General features: G+C 62.2%; 26 protein-coding genes. 10 read left to right on the plus strand and 16 right to left on the minus strand.

Annotated features, from left to right (window positions below):
* Positions 1-119: 119 nt before the first annotated feature.
* The 4 genes from EN943_RS20515 to EN943_RS20530 all read right to left on the minus strand — a co-directional run bounded on the left by EN943_RS20515 (position 120) and on the right by EN943_RS20530 (position 3,182).
* Entirely contained in the window at positions 120-1,178 is a 1,059-nt protein-coding gene (locus EN943_RS20515; RefSeq protein ID WP_127414391.1) for a dipeptidase, read from the minus strand.
* A gap of 144 nt (positions 1,179-1,322) precedes the next feature.
* Positions 1,323-1,622: a GNAT family N-acetyltransferase gene (locus EN943_RS20520; RefSeq protein ID WP_023811010.1), complete on the minus strand. Its 300-nt coding sequence runs from the start codon at positions 1,620-1,622 to the stop codon at positions 1,323-1,325.
* Between the two features lie 2 nt (positions 1,623-1,624).
* On the minus strand, positions 1,625-2,245 hold the full coding sequence (locus EN943_RS20525; protein ID WP_127414392.1) for an alpha/beta hydrolase: 621 nt from the start codon (positions 2,243-2,245) through the stop codon (positions 1,625-1,627).
* A gap of 4 nt (positions 2,246-2,249) precedes the next feature.
* Positions 2,250-3,182 (minus strand): VOC family protein, encoded by a 933-nt coding sequence (locus EN943_RS20530; RefSeq protein ID WP_127414393.1) that lies wholly within the window; start codon positions 3,180-3,182, stop codon positions 2,250-2,252.
* A 226-nt stretch (positions 3,183-3,408) separates the two neighbouring features.
* On the opposite strand from EN943_RS20530, the gene EN943_RS20535 reads away from it, so the two are divergent.
* On the plus strand, positions 3,409-4,980 hold the full coding sequence (locus EN943_RS20535; RefSeq protein WP_127414394.1) for an alkaline phosphatase family protein: 1,572 nt from the start codon (positions 3,409-3,411) through the stop codon (positions 4,978-4,980).
* 51 nt (positions 4,981-5,031) lie between these two features.
* Here the strand turns inward: EN943_RS20535 and EN943_RS20540 are convergent, their stop codons facing one another.
* Positions 5,032-6,351 (minus strand): PRC-barrel domain-containing protein, encoded by a 1,320-nt coding sequence (locus EN943_RS20540; protein WP_127414395.1) that lies wholly within the window; start codon positions 6,349-6,351, stop codon positions 5,032-5,034.
* A gap of 253 nt (positions 6,352-6,604) precedes the next feature.
* On the opposite strand from EN943_RS20540, the gene EN943_RS20545 reads away from it, so the two are divergent.
* Positions 6,605-7,525 carry a diacylglycerol kinase family protein gene (locus EN943_RS20545; protein ID WP_127414396.1) on the plus strand — a complete coding sequence of 307 codons (921 nt, stop codon included), beginning with the start codon at positions 6,605-6,607 and terminating at the stop codon, positions 7,523-7,525.
* Positions 7,526-7,554: 29 nt separating this feature from the next.
* Here the strand turns inward: EN943_RS20545 and EN943_RS20550 are convergent, their stop codons facing one another.
* Positions 7,555-7,758 (minus strand): hypothetical protein, encoded by a 204-nt coding sequence (locus EN943_RS20550; RefSeq protein ID WP_023811004.1) that lies wholly within the window; start codon positions 7,756-7,758, stop codon positions 7,555-7,557.
* A gap of 149 nt (positions 7,759-7,907) precedes the next feature.
* Between EN943_RS20550 and EN943_RS20555 the strand changes: the two genes are divergently transcribed.
* On the plus strand, positions 7,908-9,440 hold the full coding sequence (locus tag EN943_RS20555; RefSeq protein WP_127414397.1) for an HWE histidine kinase domain-containing protein: 1,533 nt from the start codon (positions 7,908-7,910) through the stop codon (positions 9,438-9,440).
* A gap of 13 nt (positions 9,441-9,453) precedes the next feature.
* On the opposite strand, the gene EN943_RS20560 is transcribed toward EN943_RS20555, so the two are convergent.
* From EN943_RS20560 to EN943_RS20570, 3 genes are all read right to left on the minus strand, one after another.
* A complete protein-coding gene (locus EN943_RS20560) occupies positions 9,454-9,912 on the minus strand; it encodes a hypothetical protein (protein WP_127414398.1) in 459 nt (152 codons plus the stop codon).
* Between the two features lie 11 nt (positions 9,913-9,923).
* Positions 9,924-10,250, minus strand: coding sequence for a DUF883 family protein (locus EN943_RS20565; RefSeq protein ID WP_013529287.1), 327 nt, complete (start codon positions 10,248-10,250; stop codon positions 9,924-9,926).
* A gap of 128 nt (positions 10,251-10,378) precedes the next feature.
* Positions 10,379-11,140 carry a Crp/Fnr family transcriptional regulator gene (locus EN943_RS20570; RefSeq protein ID WP_127414399.1) on the minus strand — a complete coding sequence of 254 codons (762 nt, stop codon included), beginning with the start codon at positions 11,138-11,140 and terminating at the stop codon, positions 10,379-10,381.
* Positions 11,141-11,289: 149 nt separating this feature from the next.
* Between EN943_RS20570 and EN943_RS20575 the strand changes: the two genes are divergently transcribed.
* On the plus strand, positions 11,290-11,661 hold the full coding sequence (locus tag EN943_RS20575) for a response regulator (RefSeq protein WP_027163154.1): 372 nt from the start codon (positions 11,290-11,292) through the stop codon (positions 11,659-11,661).
* Between the two features lie 11 nt (positions 11,662-11,672).
* Here the strand turns inward: EN943_RS20575 and EN943_RS20580 are convergent, their stop codons facing one another.
* Complete coding sequence (locus EN943_RS20580; RefSeq protein WP_027037058.1) at positions 11,673-12,224, minus strand: sigma-70 family RNA polymerase sigma factor; 552 nt, start codon at positions 12,222-12,224, stop codon at positions 11,673-11,675.
* A gap of 3 nt (positions 12,225-12,227) precedes the next feature.
* Positions 12,228-12,431, minus strand: a complete 204-nt coding sequence (locus EN943_RS20585) for a NepR family anti-sigma factor (protein WP_127269630.1) — start codon at positions 12,429-12,431, stop codon at positions 12,228-12,230.
* A 214-nt stretch (positions 12,432-12,645) separates the two neighbouring features.
* Here EN943_RS20585 and EN943_RS20590 point away from each other — a divergent pair, with 214 nt between their 5' ends.
* From EN943_RS20590 to EN943_RS20615, 6 genes are all read left to right on the plus strand, one after another.
* Positions 12,646-13,440 (plus strand): response regulator, encoded by a 795-nt coding sequence (locus tag EN943_RS20590; RefSeq protein ID WP_127414400.1) that lies wholly within the window; start codon positions 12,646-12,648, stop codon positions 13,438-13,440.
* A gap of 243 nt (positions 13,441-13,683) precedes the next feature.
* Complete coding sequence (locus tag EN943_RS20595) at positions 13,684-13,851, plus strand: DUF1328 domain-containing protein (RefSeq protein ID WP_127414401.1); 168 nt, start codon at positions 13,684-13,686, stop codon at positions 13,849-13,851.
* A 179-nt stretch (positions 13,852-14,030) separates the two neighbouring features.
* A complete protein-coding gene (locus EN943_RS20600) occupies positions 14,031-15,062 on the plus strand; it encodes a sensor histidine kinase (RefSeq protein WP_164778287.1) in 1,032 nt (343 codons plus the stop codon).
* A 126-nt stretch (positions 15,063-15,188) separates the two neighbouring features.
* Positions 15,189-15,368 carry a hypothetical protein gene (locus tag EN943_RS20605; protein WP_127414403.1) on the plus strand — a complete coding sequence of 60 codons (180 nt, stop codon included), beginning with the start codon at positions 15,189-15,191 and terminating at the stop codon, positions 15,366-15,368.
* 122 nt (positions 15,369-15,490) lie between these two features.
* Positions 15,491-15,817: a hypothetical protein gene (locus EN943_RS20610; RefSeq protein WP_127414404.1), complete on the plus strand. Its 327-nt coding sequence runs from the start codon at positions 15,491-15,493 to the stop codon at positions 15,815-15,817.
* 83 nt (positions 15,818-15,900) lie between these two features.
* Positions 15,901-16,146 carry a YMGG-like glycine zipper-containing protein gene (locus EN943_RS20615; protein WP_013529278.1) on the plus strand — a complete coding sequence of 82 codons (246 nt, stop codon included), beginning with the start codon at positions 15,901-15,903 and terminating at the stop codon, positions 16,144-16,146.
* Between the two features lie 95 nt (positions 16,147-16,241).
* On the opposite strand, the gene EN943_RS20620 is transcribed toward EN943_RS20615, so the two are convergent.
* The 5 genes from EN943_RS20620 to EN943_RS37970 form a co-directional block, all read right to left on the minus strand.
* On the minus strand, positions 16,242-17,870 hold the full coding sequence (locus tag EN943_RS20620) for a CHASE domain-containing protein (protein WP_127414405.1): 1,629 nt from the start codon (positions 17,868-17,870) through the stop codon (positions 16,242-16,244).
* Positions 17,871-17,997: 127 nt separating this feature from the next.
* Positions 17,998-18,798 (minus strand): ATP-binding cassette domain-containing protein, encoded by an 801-nt coding sequence (locus tag EN943_RS20625; protein ID WP_013529276.1) that lies wholly within the window; start codon positions 18,796-18,798, stop codon positions 17,998-18,000.
* 11 nt (positions 18,799-18,809) lie between these two features.
* Entirely contained in the window at positions 18,810-20,162 is a 1,353-nt protein-coding gene (locus EN943_RS20630; RefSeq protein ID WP_127414406.1) for a sugar ABC transporter permease, read from the minus strand.
* Between the two features lie 142 nt (positions 20,163-20,304).
* A complete protein-coding gene (gene xylF, locus EN943_RS20635; RefSeq protein WP_127414407.1) occupies positions 20,305-21,345 on the minus strand; it encodes a D-xylose ABC transporter substrate-binding protein in 1,041 nt (346 codons plus the stop codon).
* Between the two features lies 1 nt (position 21,346).
* On the minus strand, positions 21,347-21,611 hold a 265-nt coding region (locus EN943_RS37970; protein WP_206522784.1), incomplete at its 5' end, for a hypothetical protein.

Raw genomic sequence — 21,611 nt, forward strand, 5'->3', positions numbered from 1 at the left:
CATCCGTGAAGGTCTTCAGCATTGCCGGCTATCCACCCAATCGCATCCGGCTTCACCGACGGAGTCTGTCCTTGTCGACATATGCCGGCGGGCCGCACACACCATGCCGCAGGCTGTCTCTAACCTATCGTCTTCTCGAGCATATTGAGCCAGTTGCGATAGGCGATCTTTTCGATCAGCGCCCGGCCGAAACCGCGTGCCGCCAATGCATCGATCAGCTTCGGCAGGCCGGCGACATCGCCGATGACGGCCGGGATCATGGCGCCATCGAAATCGGAGCCAAGACCAACGCCGTCCTCACCCAGCGCCTGCAGCAGCGAATCGATATGCCGCACCATGATGTCGAGGCTGGTGTCGGCATTCATGCGACCGTCCTCGCGCAGGAAGCCGGTTGCGAAGTTCAGCCCGACCATGCCGCCGGTTTCGCGGATCGCGCCGAGCTGCCAGTCGGTCAAATTGCGCGAATGGCCGCAGATCGCGTGCACGTTGGAATGGGTCGCGACCAGCGGCGCATCGCTGAGCGCCGCGACATCGCGAAAGCCCTTCTCGTTGAGATGCGACAGGTCGATCATGATCTTCAACTGGTTGCAGGCCTTGACCAGCGCCTTGCCGGCATCGGTCAGGCCGGGGCCGGTGTCGGGCGAAGACGGGAAGCGGAACGGCACGCCGTGGCCAAAGGCGTTCGGACGGCTCCAGACGATGCCGAGCGAGCGCAGGCCGGCTTCATGCAGCACGTCGAGCATTGTGAGCTCGGGATCGATCGCCTCGACCCCTTCGATGTGGAACACCGCGGCGATCGAGCCTTGCGCCATGGCATTGCGCACATCGCCGGCGCTGCGGCAGACGGTGAGCGCTCCGGCCCGTTCCAGCCTGAACAGGATCGAGGCCATCGCGATAGTCGAGGTCAGCGCCTCGTTGCGCGGAACCTCGGGCGGCAGCGGTTCGGCGACGCTCGGCACCAGGGGCACGGCGCCGCGTCTGGATTTCTCGACAGGCGGCGGAAAGATGGCGAACATGCCCCCGGCGAAGCCGCCGGCTCTCGCGCGTGGCAGGTCGATATGGCCGCCCGATTTCCCCTCGATGAACAGTTTTTCGACGTCCGTGTCTTTCGACTGATGGAGTCTGAGCAACGTATCGTTGTGGCCGTCGAAGACGGGAACGAGATCGGTTTCGGTCATTGGGGGATCATTCGGTTCGTTTGTCGGCGCGGCGGCTAGGATATATCCTATCTACTTAGGCAGGATGCGCCACCCTCGCAAATGCCAAAGCTGCCCCGGTGGGATGGCAGTCGCTTGCCGCGCCGCTTCCAAGCAACGAAATCCCTACCGCTTCAGCACGTCGGCCCATTCCTGATGGCGGCGAAACTGCGCGTTGGCGAACGGGCAGAGCGGGATGATCTTCTTGCCCGCCGCACGCGCATCCTCGACGGCGCGGGTGACGAGCCGAAGCCCGGCACCCTGGCCGCGAAAGACGTCCGGCACTTCGGTGTGGTCGATGATGATCTGGTGCTCACCGATCTTGGTGAAGGTCATCTCGGCCTCGGCGCCATCGGGTCCACGCAGGACGTAGCGGCCCTTGGAACCGCGATCCTCAAGTTCGATCTCAGGCAGTTGTTCAGGCATCGCTATGCTCCTTGGGCAGCACCGGCAAAGAACCGCCGTGCCGCCTCGATCTCGTTTGGCCGCACCTCGTGCCCGCCATCGTGCCATTCCACTGTGACATCGGCGCCGTCTGCACGCAAATAAGCCTCGAGCCGCGTGGTCAGGTTCGGTGGGCAGATCGGGTCGCGCTTGCCGGCGGTCAGCAGAATATGACGGCCGGCGAGACTGCCCTTGACCTGCGGCTCGAACGGGATCAGCGGATGCATGAGCACCGCAGCGTCGAACAGCAGCGGTGCCGCGAACACCACCGAGGCCAGGACATTGGCGCCGTTGGAGTAACCGAGACCCAGCACGGCCGATGGCTTCGCTGCTTCAACATGAGCCTTGACGAAGCCAGCCATCTTGGTCGTCGCCCGAGTCAGATCGTCCATGTCGTAGACGCCCTCGCCGGTGCGGCGAAAGAAGCGCGCGGCACCTTGTTCGGACACATCGCCGCGCGGCGAGATGATGGTTGCCTGGGGCGCGAGATCACGCCCGAGCGACAGAAGCTGGTTCTCATCGGCCCCAGTGCCATGGAAGACGAACAGCAATGGACCGCCCGGCGAACCGGGCAGCAGCTTGTGGATGTAAGCGTCCTTGCTCATGACCTCAGCCTTCCAGTCTCTGCAGATGTTGTTCCAGATACGGCCGCAGGTGCTGGTGCTGCGACGGCAGCTTCAGGGCCTCGCCCAGATGAGCAGTATCCTCGTCGCGATCGAAACCCGGCTCGTTGGTGGCGACTTCGAACAGCACGCCACCCGGCGTGCGGAAATAGATCGCCCAGAAGTAGTCGCGATCGATCACCGGCGTCACCCCATATCCCGTATCCATCAACGCCTTGCGTACTTCCAGCTGCCTGGCGCGGTTCTCGACCGCGAAGGCGACGTGATGGACGGAGCCGGCACCGAGATCGGCGAAGGCCGTGCTCGGCTGCGATTCGATGTCGATGACGTCGGCGCCATTGCCGTTCTTCACCGCCAGCCGCCTGAGATTGCCGGACTTGTCGACCTCCTCATAGCCCATGAACTTCAGCAGCTCTTCCGTGGCGCCGCCATCCTTCAGCCTGAGCGTCACCGAGTGGAAACCACGGATCGCCTGGTCGACCGGAACACCGCCTTTCACCCAGGGCACTCTGCTGTCGCCCTTGTGCTCGACCAGCGCAAAGCCGTCACCATCCGGTCCGGCAAAAGCCAGGCGCTTCTCGCCGAAGGTTTCTTCGCGCGAGAGGCCGGTGACGCCCTCATCGGCAAAGCGTTTTTCCCAATAGCCAAGCGTGCCTTCCGGCACCGAGTAGACGGTGGTTCCGACTTCCCCGACCCCATGCCGGCCCTTGCCTATGTCGGGGAAAGGGAAATAGGTCATCACCGAACCCGGCGCGCCCGTCTCGTCACCGTAGTAGAGATGGTAGACGTCGGGCGCGTCGAAATTGACGGTCTTCTTGACCCGGCGCTGGCCGAGTTTCCTGGTGAAGAAATCGTTGTTCTGGCGGGCATCCCTGGCCATCGACGTGACGTGGTGCAGGCCCTTGATCTGGTCGAGCATTGTCTTGCTCCTTCCCTTGGTGCATGTGCGGCCCTCGCCGCTGTCCACGCCAATATGAGGACCAGAGCACTTTACGCAAAGGCGGCAAACACAGAATGGACTGTGCTGCAAAAGTGAACGATGGAACTAGTTTCGTTCACCAATTGGCTCGCAGGTCAGACTTGCGCCGTGGTCAGAATTCGGTTCCATGAGCGGCGTTCGACCTCCCGCGACAAAGGTATCGTGAGTGACTGGAAAAGCCAGGCGGCCCAACATTCTGCTGATCACGTGCGACCAGTGGCGCGGCGATTGTCTGTCCGCCGCCGGTCATCCGGTCGTGCAGACGCCGAATGCCGACGCATTGGCCGCGGAGGGTGTGCTGTTCAAGCGGCACTATGGCGGCGCGGCGCCCTGCTCGCCCGCCCGCGCCTGCCTCTACACCGGCCTCTACCAGATGAACAACCGCGTCTGCCGCAACGGCACGCCGCTCGACGCTCGCCACGGCAACATCGCGCTCTCGGCTCGCGCCCTGGGCTATGATCCGACACTGTTCGGCTACACCGACGTCTCGCTCGATCCGCGCCTGCTGGCGCCGGGCGATCCGCGGCTGCAAAGCTATGAAGGCGTGCTGCCGGGCTTTACGGTGCGCCAGTTGCTGCCCGAGCATCAGAAGCAATGGCTATCCTGGCTGGAACTGCAAGGTGTCGACGCCAGCGCCGGATCCCCCGACATCCATCGCCCGGTGGCCGACGGCGTGGCCGGGACCACCGTCAGCAACGCGCCGCCCGTCTACTCCGGGCAACAAACCCCGGCGGCCTTCCTGACCGGCGAATTCACGCGTTGGCTTGGCGAACAGGAGCACGCCGCGCCGTGGTTCGCGCATCTTTCCTTCATCAGCCCGCACCCGCCCTTCGTCGTGCCGGAGCCCTACAACACAATGTACGATCCGGCTGACGGCCCGGCCTTCCGGCGCGCGGCAAGCTGGCAGGAAGAGGCGGAAAACCATCCCTACCTTGCCTATGATCTCGGCCGGCAGAAACAGATAAAATTCCGCCCCGAAGCCAGAGGCACGGTGCATGACTGGAGCGAAGACGATTTTCGCCGCATCCGCGCGATCTATTACGGCATGATTTCCGAGGTCGACGCGCAGCTCGGCCGCGTCTGGCAAGCGGTTAAGGCCGCGGGCGCGTGGGACGACACCATCATAGTGCTGACCTCGGACCATGCCGAGATGATGGGCGACCATTTCATGCTGGGCAAGGGCGGCTATTTCGACGGCAGCTACCACATTCCCCTGATCATCCGCGATCCGCGCCACGGCAAGGCGGCCGGCGGCAATGTCGACAGCTTCACCGAAGCGGTCGACATTCTGCCGACGCTTCTCGACCTGCTCGGCGAAGAGCCCGCGCCGCATCTCGACGGCAACTCGCTGAAGCCGTTCCTGAACGGAGAGGCCCCGGCGGCGTGGCGCGATGCCGCGCATTGGGAGTTCGATTTCCGCTCGATTGCCGCGGGCGAGGCGGAACGCCATTTCGGCATCGCCTCACGCCAATGCAATCTCGCCGTTATCCGCACGGAACATTACAAATATGTGCATTTCGGCGGCAACCTGCCGCCGCTGCTGTTCGATCTGGGAAACGATCCGGGCGAACTGGACAATCTCGCGGCAGACCCCAGCCATCTAGCCGTGCGGCTGGAGTTCGCCGAACGGCTGCTCGCCTGGCGGGCCGAACATCTCGACCAGTCGCTGGCACTGGCCGAATTGACCGAGAACGGCCTCGTCGGCCATGCCGCTGGCCTGCCTCCACGCCACACATGAAAACAGGCCCGCGTCGTTGCCGGCGCGGGCCTGTATCTTGACTGGTGGGAGCTACCTGACGATCATCCGCTGTTGATCGCGCTTCTCGGCATAGCTGCCCTTGTCATAGGCGGTTTGAGCCTCAAGCTGTTCCTTGGTGAAGGTCGTGTAAAGGTATTTGTTGCCGTCCTTGTCGGTCATGAATTTGAGATTATCCATGCCGACCGCGACCTCCTTCTCGCCAATGCCGAGGAAGCCGCCGACATCGACGATTACCGCATCGGCCTTCTTGTCGGGCGCAAGCACCACATCGCCGATCTCGCCGACCCGGACGTCATTGGCACCGTAGACGGTGGTGCCTTTCAGATCGTCGACGCGAACCTCACCGATAGGCATCTCGGTCAACGTCGACTTGTCGATGGCAGCAGTCTTTGTCTGGTCCGGAGCCGAAGCATCGGGGGTTGTGGATGCCGGAGCCTGTGCCGTCTTGTCAGCCGGAGCGGCGGCGGGGGCTGCGGCCGGCGCGACTGCTGCCGGCGCGTTTGAAGCCGTCGTTGCCGGCGCCGGATCATAGGCCTTTCGGTTGAAATCCGGCTGCGCCTGCAGCTCTTCCTTGGTGGTCTGGGCGACCAGCCAGCGGTCACCATTCTTCTCGGCCCACTGCGCCTTGGAGAAGTCATAGGTGACATTCTTGGCGCCGAGACCAAGGAAACCACCAACGCCGATGACAAGGGACTCGGCCTTGCCTTCCTTGGTCAGCACGATGTCATTGACATCGCCGATATTCTGCGCGTCATCACCGGTACCGTTGTAGACGTTTTCCCCGATGATGTTGGTGGCGAGATTACCATCGGCGCGCTTGACGGGTTCGGCTGGAGCGGCATTCATATCAACGGGCTTCTGCGCAGTGTCCGTTGTCGCCGGAGCTGTCGGAGCCGTTGCATCGGTCGATGCGGCAGGTGCCGGGGCAGGCGCGTAGGGCTTGCTGTCGAATTCTGCCTGCGCCGTCAGCTCGTCCCTGGTCGTCGGGGCAACCAGCCAGCGGTCACCGTTCTTTTCCGCCCACTGCAGCTTGCTGTAGTCGAAGGCAACGCTTTTGGCGCCGACACCCAGAAAACCGCCGACGTCGATGACAACGGATTTCGCCTGCCCATCCTTGTCGAAGACGACGTCGCTGACCTTGCCGATGTTCTCGGCATCATCGCCGGTGCCGTTGTAGACGGATTCACCGATGATGTTGGTGACAATGCTGCCCTCTGCGCGGACTGCTGGGGCGCCTGACTCCTGCACGGCGGGGCTCTGCGCCGGCGCTGGGGTCGTCGCACTCTGCGCATAAGCGCCGGTGGCGATCAGTGTTGCGAGCGCGGTCGTGGCTAAAAGATTGCGGATCATGATAATCTCTCCTCGTGCCTGATCTCATGCGCCGCGTCTTCGCTGGGGAAATCGGACGCGGCATCTACAGGTTCACAACGTCGTGACCAGTCTGTTGTTCCGACAAACCCCTGCCGTCCGGGAAACGAAGCCACAAAAATGATCGGACCCCCGGGCAGCCACGCCGTGCCAAGGGAACCTTTCCGTCGCCGCCGCGTTGCAGCCAACGGCTGGGTGTGTCCCGGCCGCTTTTGGTTGACACGTGGAGCGGGGCATGAAATTCGCAGCGGTGCTGAACCGGGACGGCGGCACTTTGCGCACCACCGACCTCGCCGCTTTCTCCGACAGGATGCATCAAACGCTGGAGACGGCAGGTCACTCGCTCAGCATCGAAATTGTCGCCGGCAAGGACGTAGTGGAAACGCTCGACAGCGTGGCTTCGCGTCGCTCGGTCGACATCGTGCTGGCGGGTGGTGGCGACGGGACCATTTCCGCCGCGGCCGCCCGGCTGATGGGCACGAAGAAGGCGCTTGCCATATTGCCGGCCGGCACAATGAACCTGTTCGCACGCGGGTTGGGCATTCCGCAGTCGCTCGACGGCGCACTGAAATCCTTCGCTGACGGCGAAATCATCGCGGTCGACGTGGCGACGGCCAATGGCCAACCTTTCGTGCATCAGTTCTCGATCGGCATGCATGCGAAGATGGTGCAACTGCGCCAGAAGATGGAGTTCGGTTCGCGGTTGGGAAAGATCCGCGCCTCGGCCAAGGCGGCTTGGGCGACGATCAACAATCCACCTGCGATGAATGTGACACTCAGCATCGGCGAGGCCGAAATGGCGGCACGCATCACCGGCATCGGCATCACCAACAATTTGTTCGGCGAAGGCCATTTGCCCTATGCCGACAATCCGGCGGGCGGCGTGCTTGGTGTCTATGTCACGGTGGCGAAGCAGCGCGCCGAGCTGGTCAAGTTCTTCTTCAACATGGCGCGCGGCAAATGGCGCGACAACGAACATGTCGAAATCCACCAGACGAGCAGAACGGTGCTGAAAATCCATTCGGGCAGCCGCAAGTTTCGCGCCGTCATGGACGGCGAACTGGTCAGGCTTGACCGTGAAACGATAATCGAGATCCAGCCTGGCGCGCTGAATGTACTGGTGCCGGCGAGCGCGGCTCAATCGAGAGCCGCCTGATGCGGTGCGTTGCATCCAACAAACCGGCTTTAACCAGCAGGAGCCTCTTCGGTGGTGTTGGGCGGTGTGGGGACATGCTGTTCATCGCTGGTTGGCGTCTTGATCAACACTCCATAGATCTCGGCAATGCCCCACGCGGCAAACACCAGAAGCAATGCGGCGATCAGGATTCGAAATCCATGCCAGCCCCATCGCCCCTGCCGCGCCTTGTTTTCTGGAATGATCTTGGCCATGCTCGATCCCTGTCTCATCCTGCACCAACTGGCGCGCTCGGCAAATCATGGTCGGGTAACGGTTCCTCGCTAGGATGGTTCCGGAAAAGCGCGCTGGCCTTGCACCGGCGCAAGCATGCGGCGGCGACGACCGGGACGAGGCAATTGGGGTGACTGGCAAGACGCAAACAGTGCCCGAGCTGCCGGCTGAAGTTGCGCGCGCAGTCGAGGATGTTGACCGGCTCGCTGTGCTGCACGGGTTGGCGATGCTGGATACGGCGGCCGACCCGGATTTCGACCGCGTCAGCAGCCTTGCCGCGGCGGTGATGCAGGTGCCGATAGCCCTGGTCACACTGGTCGATCTCGAACGGCAATGGTTCAAATCCTGCTTTGGCCTGGACGAGACCGAAACCCCGACCGACGTCTCGTTCTGCGCTCATGCGATTGCCGCCGGCGACGAGCCGATGGTAGTCGTGGATGCAACGACGGACCCCCGTTTCAAGACCAACCCGCTGGTCACCGGGAAGCACCATGTCCGCTTCTATGCCGGCGCGCCGATGATCGTGGCAGGTGCCCGCATCGGCACGCTGTGCGTGCTCGACCGCGAGCCGCATGGTTTTCCATCCCGCGCCGAGCTCGACCAGTTGAAGGCGCTCGCCGGCCTCGCCGCCAGCCTGTTCACCCTCAAGGACGCAACCCGCAGCGGCGCGATCGCCGAGGCCGCACTGGTGCGCGAGGAAAAACGACGCGCCATCGCACTGGATGCGGCGTCGCTTGCCAGCTGGGCATGGGATATTCGTACCGATATCATCGAATGCGACACATTGATGTCGGAGCTGTTCAGCCTGCCGCGCTCCAACCGGCTGCGCGCACGCGACATCCTCACCGCCATCGATCCGCGTGACGTCTACCAGACCGAAACCCGCTTTCGCGACGCCTTGACCGGCAGCGACGACTATTTCGGCGAATACCGTGTGAAGGGCTTTCATCCGCCGCGCTGGCTCGCCACGCGCGGCCGTGTGATCGAGCGTGACGGCGACGGCAAGCCGACGTTGATCTTCGGCGTCAACTACGACATCTCCGAGCGCAAGCTCGGCGACGAACGGCAACGGCTGCTGCTGCGTGAACTCAACCACCGCGTCAAGAACACTTTGGCGACCGTCCAGGCGCTGGCAACGCAGACCGTGCGCCACGCCCGCCAGCCAAGCCAGTTCCTCGAGGCCTTCGGCGCCAGGCTTCAGGCCTTGGGCATCGCCCACAATCTGTTGTCGGACCGCGAGTGGCGCGGCATCGGCATCAGTGAACTCGTCCAGATCGAGGTCAAACCTTTCGAAACGGCCGAGCAGCCGCGCATGACGATCTCCGGTGACGACCTGCTGCTGTCGCCCGACCAGGCCGTTGGGCTTGGCCTGATCCTGCATGAACTTGCCAGCAACGCGCTGAAATATGGCTCGCTGTCGGTGCCGTCAGGCAGGGTCGACCTCGGCTGGAGGACGCAAGGCAGGAGGGATGCCCGGCGTCTTGTGCTGACCTGGCGCGAAAGCGGCGGCCCGCACGTCGCACCGCCGGATCGGCACGGCTTCGGCTCGATCCTCATTCGCCGCAGCCTGGCCAAGGTCATTTCGAGCGAAGTGACCCATGAATTCCGGCCGGAAGGCGTGTTTGCCGAAATATCGATGCCCCTGGAAGAGCTGTCGAAGTGACCTCCCAACAGCTCTATTTCCGTTCGCTCTCATCCGAATCGTCGGATTTCACATTCTCGCGGTAGATGGCGTAGGCCGCGAGCGCCACGGCCGGCCCCAGAATGACGCCGAGACCGCCTTTTCCCTTGAGCAGGCTCGGCAGCACGGCGAGTGCGGCGGTGATGCCGATCGCCTTCATGTCGGCATTGCGGCGCTGCGCCCGGCGCCGGGCGCGCGAGCCTGCAGATATCCGGTAGATCAGCAGGATAAATCCGGCGAGCACCAGGAAACCGGCGCCAAACCCCAGCGCGGCGGCAAGCGACCCGTAGCGCATCGCCGTCCAGATATAGGCGGCCCCTACCAGAAAGCCGAGACCGCAAAGCGCACCGGCCATGGCGATCCCATAGACGATTGCCGCCGTGCGCGCCCGGTGAACGGCGGCCACGGTTTCCCCCGAGGCGAGACCCGAGATCAGGGTTGCCAACATTCCCATCTGGAGTGCGACTAGCGACGCGCGATGAGCGCGAAAAGGAAGCCGACGCCGGCGGCGATCGCCAGTGAGGTCACCGGCTTTTCACGCACACTCGCCATCATCTGCGCTTCGATGTCCTTGGCATTGCTGCGCAGGCTGTCAAAGGCTGCTTCGCCCTGCGCACGCAACTGCTCGACCCCTTCCGTCGCTGCACGGCGCGCGGTGCCATAGCCATGCTCGCCGGTTTTGGCCAGTTGTTTGGTGAGCTTGTCGATGTCGGCCTTCAACTGCCTGATATCGGCTTCCAGGTCCGCATTTGCACGGGCGTCGGTTGCGGTTTTTCCTGCGGCAGTGGCCATGGCTTAACTCCTTGTGATTGCTTGGTTTCAAACGCGTTGCGCGCCTCAAGGTTCCGGCATCGGGGACAAAGTAGCCGAAAACGCATCGGCGCGCACCCGATCCGCCGGCTCCGGCAAAAGATGCTTCCTCAGATTAGTGGCCGGCGCGCCTCACCCAGCCCTTCCCAACCGGCGAGCCGCTTGAGCCCTTCATTGTCGGAGACCGCGCAGCCGCCGTCGCGCCAGACGATCAGCTTGCGATCCATCAGCTTGCGGATCGTCTTGTTGGTGTGAACCAGCGACAGGCCGAGCGTATCGGCAATGTGCTGCTGCGTGATCGGTATCCGGACGGATTGGTTGCCATTCAGTCCGACGACCTTGGCGCGGCTGCCGATAAAGGCGATGAGATAGGCCGCGCGCTCGATCGCACTGCGGCGCCCGAGGCTGAGCAGATTCTCGTCCAGCATCCGCTCTTCGCGCGATGCGATCCAGGTGATGTCGTAGGCCAGCCCGGGATGATTGCGGTACAGCTCATGCAGATATTCGCGCTCGAACACACACAGCAGCATCGGTGACAGTGCCTCGACGGAATGCTGCATCTCGCCCATTACACTGCCTTGCAGGCCGATCAGATCGCCGGGCATGAGATAGTTGAGGATCTGGCGGCGGCCGTCCCGCAGCAGCTTGTAGCGAAACGCCCAGCCGGAGAGCACGGTGTAGAGATGGGCGCTATGGCTTCCCTCCACCAGCACCGTGGCGCCTTTGTCGACTGCGAGTTCGCCCTTCTTGAATTTGCTGATGAACGCCAGTTCCTGCTTTTCGAAGTCGCGGAAAATCGGCAACGGCCGCAATGGGCAGTTCTCGCAAGGATATTGGCGGCTGGAAAAGGCGCTATTGTTCTGGACTGACATTTCGACCCCCCTTCGAAAGCCCCGCTCTTCGAGAGCGCGTTTCAACGCGTTGCAAGGATTGAGGTTCCGCCCGCTGGCCACATGTCTTTTTTAAATGACAGCAAGCCAATTAGCGATCATGACTCCGGCGTTTCAAGGAGTCTTTGCCTGTGCCCACATTGCTTGACGGATTGCGGATTCTCGTGCTGGAGGACGAATTTCTCATCGCCATGGATGTCGAGCAGCTTTGCCGCGACCATGGTGCCGATGAGGTGGTGATCGCCCGTGACCTGACCGAGGTCGATGGCCGCGAGGTCGCCACGCGATTCGATGCGGCCATTGTCGACTTGATGCTGGGCGGCGCCTCGACGATCGATTTCGCCTCCGGGCTGCGCGCGGCAGGCATACCTTTCGTGTTTGCGTCCGGCTATTCGGATGCCGATGAAATCAAGGCATCGTTTCCGGGCGTCAGGCTGGTTGGCAAACCCTATTCGGGTGAAGACCTCGTGCAAGCGGTCGCTGCGGCCTGCGGACGCGCTTGAGACGCGAACGGTCAGCTCGCCGGCGAGCCCGTTACCTGGGCCGAAATCGCATCCGGACCATACTCGTCCTCGCCTGATATTTTCAGGATCTCCTGCAAGCGCGTACGGGCTCGGCTCACGCGGCTCTTGATCGTCCCCACCGCGCAGCCGCAGATCTCAGCGGCCTCCTCGTAGGAAAAACCAGATGCGCCGATGAGGATGATGGCTTCGCGTTGGTCCTCCGGCAATTGCTCCAGGGCGCCGCGAAAATCCTTCAGGTCGAGCTGGCCGTGCTGGGCCGGATGAACGGCAAGCCTGGCCGTCATAATACCGTCGCTGTCCTGCACTTCGCGCCCGCGCTTGCGCATCTGCGAATAGAACTCGTTGCGCAGAATGGTGAAAAGCCAGGCCTTGAGATTGGTGCCGGGCTGGAAGCTCTCATGCTTGTCCCAAGCCTTGACGAGGGTTTCCTGGACGAGGTCGTCGGCTTTATCGGCATTTTGCGTCAGCGACACGGCGAACGCGCGCAGACTTGGGATTGCCCCAAGCAGATCAGTCTTGAAGCCTTGTGAGACCGCGGCCATGCCTCAGTCCTTCTTCTGTGCGGGTTCAGCCCGTTCCAGCTGGCTAAGCAACTGGGAAAAGCGATCCGGCACATCGTCGGAGACCAGCGCGTCGTAATATTGTTTGAGTTTGCGTCCGATTTCGGAGTTCGGCCCAAGAGCGTCACCAGAACCGTTCCGGCGCCTGCTCTCGGCGCCAGCCAGAATATCTTTCGTCATATCCTTCATTTCGCCCTTGTATTCCCAGCTCAAGCCGCTCTTACCATACTCAACACAGCGCAAGCGGCGCCCTCGTCTGGTTGCCCATCCCGACCACAAACGCCACTCCCCGGCATTTGTTCCGTCGAGGCGGAACTTTTTCAAAAAATCCGCGTTACCGTCCGGGCTTGCAGTCAGCTTGACCTGCTACGCAATCACGTCATTCTGAGGGAGACGTCTTACCATGAGCTTATCCGCCACCATCGCACCACATCTTCCCTTCCTGCGCCGCTTCTCGCGGGCTGTTTCCGGGTCACAAGAGAGTGGTGATGCGCTGGTAGCCGCGATGCTCGAAGCCATCATCGCCGATATCGAGATATTCCCCGAAGCATCGAGCGATCGGATCGCGCTGTACAAGATTTTCGCCAAGCTGTTCACATCGGTCGCCATCCGCGTTCCACAGGAGCAGGCGCAATCGGCGTGGGAACAGCGCACCGCCGCCAATCTGAATGCGATTGCGCCGCGGCCCCGTCAGGCCTTCCTGCTCGTGGCGGTCGAAGGCTTCAGCGAGGACGAAGCGGCTGAGATCCTCGACGTCGGCGACCAGGAGTTTTCAGAGCTGCTTGCCCAGGCGAGCAACGAGATATCCCGTCAGGTGGCAACCGACGTTCTGATCATCGAGGATGAACCGCTGATCGCCATGGATATCGAAGAAATGGTCGAGAGCCTCGGGCACCGCGTCGTTGGAACGGCGCGCACCCATGCCGAGGCAGTGATGATGTTCGGCAAGACGCGGCCGAAGATGGTGCTGGCCGACATCCAGCTTGCCGACGGCAGTTCCGGCATCGAGGCCGTGAACGAGATCCTGTCATCGACATCGGTGCCGGTCATCTTCATCACCGCCTTCCCCGAGCGCCTGTTGACTGGCGAACGGCCCGAACCGGCCTTCCTGGTCACCAAGCCGTTCAATCCCGACATGGTCAAGGCGCTGATCAGCCAGGCACTGTTCTTTGACCGGCAGGCGAAAGCCGCCGCATAGTCGCGAATTGAGGAGTGGAGGAATTGACGAACCGAAGGCGATAGCTCGCTCGCCGATTTCTCCAGATCGTCACTTCATCAATTCTTCACTTCGGGCCGCTTGATGCACGCATCGGGCGGTGACGGCGAATTTCCTGCGCGTCCGGTTGCCTGCCGAATTGCAAGCACGGTCTTTTTCGGCAAAGGGTGGGAACAAACCGCTTCCACCCACGTTTTCATCGCACCATTCGAAAGGAGATGCATCATGCTTTACTGGGCGCTCGTATTTCTCGTCGTTGCAATTATCGCCGGCGCGCTTGGTTTCGGCGGCATCGCCGGTACATCTGCGGGTATAGCGCAGATATTGTTTTTCATCTTCCTCGCTTTCCTGATCATTTCGCTTCTTGCGGGCCTGTTCAGACGGGCTTCGTAAGGACGAACGGCCGAACACTGGAAGCCGCACCCCTCAAACGGTTTCCAGCCACCGCCGGGCGGTGTCCTTCAAAGGACGCCGTCCGGCGGACCGTTTTTGGCGGCGGGTTTTCAGGAAACCTCTTTGGAACCCATTCAACGGTAAGCCGTTCAGCCTGAATTGGGTGGACAGTTTGGCCGATGGGTTCCAGGACCGGAAATAGGAAAGACGCCGTGCAAAGCGATGAAGTCATCGCCCTCCACCCTGCCGAAAGCGGCATGCAGCTCGGCCGCGCTCTTCTTCACGCACTGCACAATGCCGGCATTTCCGTTCTCTACCAGGATCGCGAGATGAAAACCGTATGGGCGCGCAACATGCGTGCGCCCTGGGTTTCGGACACCGCCGACAGCATCGGCATCCTGCCCCAGGCGCAGGCCGACCGCATCGGCACAGCCAAGCGCGACGTCATTGCATCCGGCAACCCTCAACGTCTCGAGATCAGCGTTCCTGTCGAGGATGGCAGCCGATGGTTCGAGATCTGGATCGATGCCGACCACGGCGATGGCGGCACTGTGCAAGGCGTCGTCACCACGATGGTCGAGACGACCGAGCAGAAGCGCCGTGAGCAGACCCTGACGACGCTGTTGCGGGAGGTGAGCCATCGCTCGAAAAACCTGCTGGCGATCATCCAGAGCATAGCCACCCAGACCGGTCGCTACTCCGACAGCATCGGCGATTTCCTGACACGCTTTCGCGGCCGGCTGCAATCGCTGGCTTCGTCCCAAGATCTCGTGACCTCTTCCAACTGGCGGGGTGCCGCACTTCGCGAACTCGTATCGGGCCAGGTTGGCCGCTATGGCGGCGATCCGGTTCGCAGCCTGAGGTTTCGGGGGGCGAACCCCTATCTCAATCCCAATGCTGCCCTGCATATCGGCCTTGCGATGCATGAACTCGCCGTCAATTCGGTGAGTTATGGCGCCTTGTCGCGGCCCGATGGATTCGTCAATGTCACAGCCAACCTGACCGCCGCCGACACGGGGACCTCCCTGTCGCTGACATGGGCCGAGGCAATCGGAGCCAGTGATGTCAGGCTTAGCGAGAAGCGCTTCGGCAGCGTCGCACTCGAACGGGTCGTGCCGGCGTCACTGAACGGAACGGCGACGCTCGAAATCGCGGCTGGACGCCTCGAGTACCGCCTTGTCGTTCCGCACGGCAATTTCGAGACGGATTGAGCGGCCCTTCCTTAACCCGCTGTTCACCATAAAAGCAGATGCTGTTTTTCCCAGATACCGCTGGAACTTGTTGCATCACCGAACATTTCCGCAGCAGGATTTGCAGCACGGTGCGGGAGGAATGCCTTGACGGTTGCCGACATGAACAGACTGGAGCAAGCCGCCCGGATTTCCATGGGCGAGTTTGAGGACTCCGAGGCTTCCGCGCCACCGGTGGCTCCTGTTCCCAACGGAGCCCTGCGCCTTGTTGCGCTGGCCCTGGTGGCAGTGATCGTGGTGATCGCACTGTACCAGCTGGTCTATTGAGGCAACCTCGTTTCGGCCGGTGACGGAATCGGTCGTAGCGCCATCTTATTTACCTGGCCGACCCAGCGAGCCAGGAACTTTGGCGGATGTAGACCGTTACTATGGCGAGAGGACTTCCCGCCATGGAACATATCGCTGCATTGCTGCTGGTCATCGGTTGCTCGAACACGATGGCCGACTGCCGTGAACTCCAGGTGCCCGTAAGCGTTTTCGCGAGCGCCGAGCAATGCGTGGCCGAACGACCATTCGTCTTGGGCGAAGTGCAAGGGCAGGCTGACCACATCGTCGCCAAATGCCTTGCCGTCGATCCGGCGCTTGAGGACGACTATGATCAGATCGTCTGGAACGTGCGCGCCGATGGTACGCTTGACGCGTCTTTGGCAATTTCCAGCCTCTTAATGGCGTCGAACACGGCACGCCCAGAAAAAGACTATCTTCACCAACAATAGATTGCAGCAGCAAAGGCCGTCATTTCATGCTAGATGGCAGCTGGAGCTTTACCAAGTGAGGACAAAAAGTGAGGAGTGACTCTATGCGGAAGATGATTATTGCCCTGGTTGCGGTGGTTGCCGTCAGCGGCTGCACCTCGACTGAGAAGGACGTGGTTGGCGGCGGCTTGATCGGCGCCGGTGTCGGCGGCTTGGTCGGCGGCGGCAAGGGCGCGCTGATCGGCGCGGCCGTTGGTGCCGGCTCCGGCCTGCTGGTGCGCAATCTGCGCAACGGCTATTGTCAATATCGCGATCATCGCGGCCGGATCTACACGGCGCGCTGCAACTAATTCGGCGATGATCGAAACGTCGATCCGGAGGCCGGTCCGCTGGCCTTCGGATGCTTCATGTCCAGACGCTTGATCCTTTCGGGTGAAGGTCGCGCTCAGTTGGTGAGTGGAATTCTGATTTCCACGTTCAGCCCATTGGCCTGGTAATCGCGTCTGATCGTACCGCGCAATTCGCGCGTCACGTTGAGATCGATCAGTTTGGTGCCGAAGCCGGTTTTGGCGGGCGCTTCGAGTTTCTTCTGACCGTTTTCGCGCCAGTTGAGAGCCAGCATCCTGTCGCGCCCGCGTCCTTCGACCGACCAGTCCACCTTCAGCGCCCCAACGGAATTGCCGGCTTCGCCGTATTTCAGCGCATTCGTCGCCAGTTCGTGGAAGGTCAGGCCGAGCGCTTGGGTCGTGGTTTCGTCGAGCAGCACCTGTGGTCCCGACAACAGCTCATCGGGCAGCTCCTTTCCGAACACCTGACCCAGCTCGATGCGCAGGAGATCGCCTAGATCGGCCTTCTGCCAGCGCGAGCGCGTCAGCATGTCCTGGGACGCCGCCATCGCCTGCAGCCTGGCCGAAAAAGATGCGGAAAACTCGTTGACGTCGGTAGCCCGCGACGCCGTCTGGCGCGCGATCGCCAGCACCCTGGTGATCGAATTCTTGATACGATGCTTCATCTCCTGCAGCATCAGGTCTTTTTCGATCAGGCTCTTTTCCGTCGTTTCGTGCAACCGCGACGCTGCCTCATAGGCCCGCTCCTGATAGCGCGCCACCAGCGCGATGGCACCCGCCAACAGCAGGCCGAACAGCCCCAGCATCACCGGAATGGCGCGCGACGACGGCTGCGAGAAGGCGCTTGTCGGCCGGAACAGGACAGTCCATGGCCTTCCGGCGACGATGATCTTTCGGGTGACCAGCAGCCTGTCGCCGAAAGTGGAAGCCGGCGGCGTCTCCGACCGGAACAACAGATTGTCGCCGTTCACGGCACCATCGCCATCATAGATTTCGGTGTTGACCGGCAGCAGCGGCGACCGGCTGAGCGCGGTCTGGAACAGATCGCGAGCCCGAAAGGCCGCATAGAGAAAACCTGACGTCGAGGATCTCGAAGCATTGATGACGTCGGGAGCGGTTTCGACATTGAGCCGTACGAAAACGAAGAAGCCGGTGAACGTCTGCGCGGCGCCCGTGTCCTGGCCCAGCTGCACCAGCCCGCTGGCGTGCTGCTGGTCGTCGGACATCGCCTTTTCGATCGCCGCACGCCGCACCGGTTCGCTGAACATGTCGTAGCCGATGCCGGCCTGATTGGATGGATCCAGCGGTTCGAACAGCACGATAGGGGTGCGCCAGGGTTGCGTGGTATCCGGGTAGATTGGATGACTGACGCCATAATCGTGCAGCATGTCGCGTTCGACCGTCGCCTCGTCGCCCGCCTTTGCCAGCCTGAGGAAGCCGATACCGCGCAAGCCGGCGAAATTCTTGTCGACGTCGAGCGCGGTGAAGAATGCCTTGAACTCATTGCGAGAAATGTCGCCATTGCGGGCATCGAACAGGGCCTGCGTCGAGCGCAGCAGCGACAGATGCAGGTCGATGCGGCTCTCGATCCGATTGAGCGCATCGTCGGCAGTCGCCTCGAACTTGATGCGCGCGGCTTCCTGCGTGGCGAAATAGGCAAAACCTGCCATCACCATGCTGATCAGCGCGACGGCGATAAAGGCGATGATCGGGAAAAGCTTCTTCAACGGATCGTGCGGTCCCTGAGCAATGTCGGACCTTTATGCGCAAGTCGCCGTGCCAACACAATGCCAAGGCCAAGCCATCCTTGCGGCTGGCATATCACGTGTCCGGCAACCGCGATCTGGCTTGATCTCAGGCCGCGATCTTCAGCGCGCCCGGTCCGGGAATGGCGCCTGGCGGGCATTTGCCCAGAATGATCATGCCCAGCACCTCGTCCTGCGTGACATCAGTGGTGCGGGCGGTGCCGACGACCTGGCCGTTCTTCATGACGCAGACCCGGTCGGCAAGCTCAAACACATCGTGGATGTCGTGGCTGATCAGGAAGATGCCGATGCCGTCGGACTTGAGCTGCTTGACCAGTTCGCCGACCTGCGCCGTTTCCTGCGGACCAAGCGCCGCCGTCGGCTCGTCCATGATCAGGATGCGGGCGTTGAACAGGATCGCACGCGCGATCGCCACCGATTGCCGCTGGCCGCCCGACAGCTTGATCACCGGCTCCTTGAAACGCTGGAACCGGGGATTGAGCCGACCCATCACCTTGCGCGCCTCGGCCTCCATGGCAACGTCGTCGAGCGTGCCCCAGGCGGTCATCAGCTCGCGGCCGAGGAACAGATTGGCGGCGGCATCGACATTGTCGGCCAACGCCAGCGTCTGGTAGATCGTCTCGATGCCGTATTTCTTGGCGTCGCGTGGATTGGAGATCGATGCCTCCTCGCCGTTGACGAAGATCTGGCCCGAATCGCGCTTGTAGGCGCCGGACAGAATCTTGATCAATGTCGACTTGCCGGCGCCATTGTGGCCGAGCAGCGCCACGACCTCACCGGGGAAAAGATCGATCGAGGCGTCGTCGACGGCGCGGATGCCGCCAAACGCGATCGAGATGTTCCTCATGTCGATCAGCGCGGTGGCTGCAGGAGCAGTCTTGTCAGTCATGGCATGCCCTCCTAGACGCGCTTGCGATAGACGGTGTCGAGCCACACGGCGATCACCAGTACGGCGCCGACGACGATGCTCTGCAGCGGCGAGTCGACGCCAAGCAGCACCATTCCGGACTGCAGCGACTGCATCAGCAGGGCGCCGAGCATGGCGCCGATGATCGTTCCCGACCCGCCGGCCAGTGACGTGCCGCCGATCACGGCGGCTGCAATGACGAGCAGCTCGTCGAGCGTTCCAAGCACGTTGGTGGCCGAATTCTGCCGGGCCGAGGAGATCGCCGCGGCGATCGTGGCCAGCACGCCCATGATCATGAACACCTTCATGGTGATCCAGCGCGTGTTGATGCCGGCGAGATTGGCCGCCTCGGGATTGCCGCCGATGGCAAAGACATAGCGGCCGAAACGGGTGCGGTTGGTGATGAAGGTCATGACCAGCCCGACGGCGACCGCCATCAGCACCGGTATGGCGATACCGTGGGCGATGAACAGGCCGCCTTCGGGAACGGTGATGTTGTTGGCGGCCGCATACCTGTTCACGATGCCGATAGGCCAGGGGTAGGAGTTGGCGAGCCAGACCGCCCCCATGATGGCGCCGCAGGTGACGACACCGAGCAGCGTCTCGGCCCAGATCGGACGTAGCGGAAACCGGAAACGCTTGCGCTGCACCCGCCCGTTGAACAGCCCAAACACCACGGCGAGGCAGGCGACGATCCCGACGACCCAGCTCCAGGTCGCGCCGATCGATCCCGCCGGCCCGCCGCCCATCAGCTGAAAGGTGGCGTCAAGCGGTGCCACGGTCTGGCCTGATGTGACCCACCAGGCGGCACCGCGCCAGACCAGCAGGCCGCCCAGCGTCACGATAAAGGCGGGCACTTCGAGATAGGCGATGACGAAGCCTTGAAAGGCGCCGATCAACAGGCCGAGAGCCAGGCCGATGACCAGCGCCAGGACCCAGATCCACGGATTGCCGAGTTCGAGCCCGACAAAGCGCACCAGGAAATGCACCTGGGCAAATCCCATCACCATGCCGATCAGGCCCTCGGCGGAACCGACCGAAAGGTCGATGTTGCGCATGACGATGACCAGCACCATGCCGCAGGCCATGATGGCAACCGCGGATGTCTGCACCGACAGGTTCCACAGATTGCGCGGCGTGAGAAAGGTGCGGCTGTCGAAATCGAGCGGGTTGACGCCGAGGCGCAGGCTGGAAATGACATGCAGCCCAATCCAGATGACCAGCAGCGCGCCGATCATGCCGAGCATGCGGGTGTCAATCTCGGTCGCCTTCAGGAACCGGGCGACGGCGCCGAGTTCCGACGCGCGCGCCATATCGGCTTGCGGATTGGACGTCGTATCGGTCATGATTTCCTCCCACCGGCTGGCCGTCTGACGCGCATGCCGGAGCCCAGCCTAGAAGCTATCCGCATGATGCGGAAACACAATTCTTTGAGAAAACGCCGCGGCTTTTGGGCCGCGGCGTTCAGATATTTCCAAGTGGTCCGGATCAGTTACAGGCCGCGACGGTGCCGGCGGCGACACCCGCGCAGACTTCGTCCTTCTTGATCCAGCCAGCGTCGATGACGAGGTTGAGATTGTCCTTGGTGATGGCAATCGGGGTCAGGAACAGCGATTTGACGGTGTTGCCGCCTGGCGTCGTGAAGTCCTTGGCGCCGGCGATGTCGCTCGTCTTCTTGCCATCGGCCAGCTGCGAGGCGATCTCGGCGGCATTCTTGCCGAGCTCACGCGCGTCCTTCCACACCGACACGGTTTGCGTGCCGAGGGCGATGCGGTTCAGCGCGGCGTGGTCGCCGTCCTGCCCCGAGACCGGCACGGTGCCGGCCAGGCCTTGAGCCGTCAGCGCCGCGACGACGCCACCGGCAGTGCCGTCATTGGCCGCGACCACCGCGTCGACCTTGTTGTCGTTGGCGGTCAGGAACTGTTCCATGTTCTTCTGGGCGTTGGCGGGCAGCCAGCCATCCGTGTAGGCTTCGCCGACATTCTTGATCTTGCCGCTGTCGATGGCTTCCTTGAGCACTTCCATCGAGCCCGAGAACAGGAAATCGGCATTGGGATCGGCACCGGAGCCCTTGATGAAGACGTAGTTGCCTTCCGGCTTGACCTTGAACACTTCGCGGGCCTGCATGCGGCCGACTTCCTTGTTGTCGAAGGTCAGGTAGAAGACGTCCTTGTTCTCGATCAGCCGGTCATAGCCGACGACCGGAATGCCTTCGTCCAGCGCCTTCTGCACGGCCGGGCCGATGGCCGAAGCATCCTGCGCCAGGATGATCAGGGAATTGGCGCCCTGCGAGATCAGGCTTTCGACATCGGTAAGCTGCTTGCCGGGATTGGACTGCGCATCGGCGGAGATGTACTTGTCGCCAGCGGCCTCGATCGCCGTCTTCATGGCGGCCTCGTCGGTCTTCCAGCGTTCTTCCTGGAAGTTGGACCACGAAACGCCGACGACCTTGTCCTTCGCCTGCGCGACAGACGCGAGCGTCAGCGACATGGCGGCACCCGCCAGGATGGCAGCCGTGAATCTTTTCATATTATCCTCCCTGCGCCGCGTATGGCGCGACCAAACTGACCCGAGGGCCGGCACAGAGGCCCCTATTTTTTCGAGCCTCGAAAAAATACTGGGCCAACGCCCGAACACTGTCAACATCGATTCTGATGGATTTTGATGTGGTTTCGAACTTTTTTCGAGTCTCGGAATAAATAAATGACAGGGCGTGCGGCTTCTGCCAGTATTTGACCGCGTCACCGACAGCGTTCCAGGGGCAGGAAGAACCGCGGCGACCGGGAGGATATGAA

Origin of the sequence: Mesorhizobium sp. M7A.F.Ca.US.006.01.1.1 (assembly GCF_003997935.1) — a bacterium.
GTDB lineage: Bacteria > Pseudomonadota > Alphaproteobacteria > Rhizobiales > Rhizobiaceae > Mesorhizobium.

Bases quoted from the DNA above. Each gene is read 5' to 3' on its own strand.
- EN943_RS20515 (WP_127414391.1), bottom strand. From the start codon at position 1,178: ATGACCGAAACCGATCTCGTTCCCGTCTTCGACGGCCACAACGATACG.
- EN943_RS20520 (WP_023811010.1), bottom strand. From the start codon at position 1,622: ATGCCTGAACAACTGCCTGAGATCGAACTTGAGGATCGCGGTTCCAAG.
- EN943_RS20525 (WP_127414392.1), bottom strand. From the start codon at position 2,245: ATGAGCAAGGACGCTTACATCCACAAGCTGCTGCCCGGTTCGCCGGGC.
- EN943_RS20530 (WP_127414393.1), bottom strand. From the start codon at position 3,182: ATGCTCGACCAGATCAAGGGCCTGCACCACGTCACGTCGATGGCCAGG.
- EN943_RS20540 (WP_127414395.1), bottom strand. From the start codon at position 6,351: ATGATCCGCAATCTTTTAGCCACGACCGCGCTCGCAACACTGATCGCC.
- EN943_RS20545 (WP_127414396.1), top strand. From the start codon at position 6,605: ATGAAATTCGCAGCGGTGCTGAACCGGGACGGCGGCACTTTGCGCACC.
- EN943_RS20550 (WP_023811004.1), bottom strand. From the start codon at position 7,758: ATGGCCAAGATCATTCCAGAAAACAAGGCGCGGCAGGGGCGATGGGGC.
- EN943_RS20560 (WP_127414398.1), bottom strand. From the start codon at position 9,912: ATGGGAATGTTGGCAACCCTGATCTCGGGTCTCGCCTCGGGGGAAACC.
- EN943_RS20565 (WP_013529287.1), bottom strand. From the start codon at position 10,250: ATGGCCACTGCCGCAGGAAAAACCGCAACCGACGCCCGTGCAAATGCG.
- EN943_RS20570 (WP_127414399.1), bottom strand. From the start codon at position 11,140: ATGTCAGTCCAGAACAATAGCGCCTTTTCCAGCCGCCAATATCCTTGC.
- EN943_RS20580 (WP_027037058.1), bottom strand. From the start codon at position 12,224: ATGGCCGCGGTCTCACAAGGCTTCAAGACTGATCTGCTTGGGGCAATC.
- EN943_RS20585 (WP_127269630.1), bottom strand. From the start codon at position 12,431: ATGAAGGATATGACGAAAGATATTCTGGCTGGCGCCGAGAGCAGGCGC.
- EN943_RS20590 (WP_127414400.1), top strand. From the start codon at position 12,646: ATGAGCTTATCCGCCACCATCGCACCACATCTTCCCTTCCTGCGCCGC.
- EN943_RS20595 (WP_127414401.1), top strand. From the start codon at position 13,684: ATGCTTTACTGGGCGCTCGTATTTCTCGTCGTTGCAATTATCGCCGGC.
- EN943_RS20600 (WP_164778287.1), top strand. From the start codon at position 14,031: ATGGGTTCCAGGACCGGAAATAGGAAAGACGCCGTGCAAAGCGATGAA.
- EN943_RS20610 (WP_127414404.1), top strand. From the start codon at position 15,491: ATGGAACATATCGCTGCATTGCTGCTGGTCATCGGTTGCTCGAACACG.
- EN943_RS20615 (WP_013529278.1), top strand. From the start codon at position 15,901: ATGCGGAAGATGATTATTGCCCTGGTTGCGGTGGTTGCCGTCAGCGGC.
- EN943_RS20625 (WP_013529276.1), bottom strand. From the start codon at position 18,798: ATGACTGACAAGACTGCTCCTGCAGCCACCGCGCTGATCGACATGAGG.
- EN943_RS20630 (WP_127414406.1), bottom strand. From the start codon at position 20,162: ATGACCGATACGACGTCCAATCCGCAAGCCGATATGGCGCGCGCGTCG.
- xylF (WP_127414407.1), bottom strand. From the start codon at position 21,345: ATGAAAAGATTCACGGCTGCCATCCTGGCGGGTGCCGCCATGTCGCTG.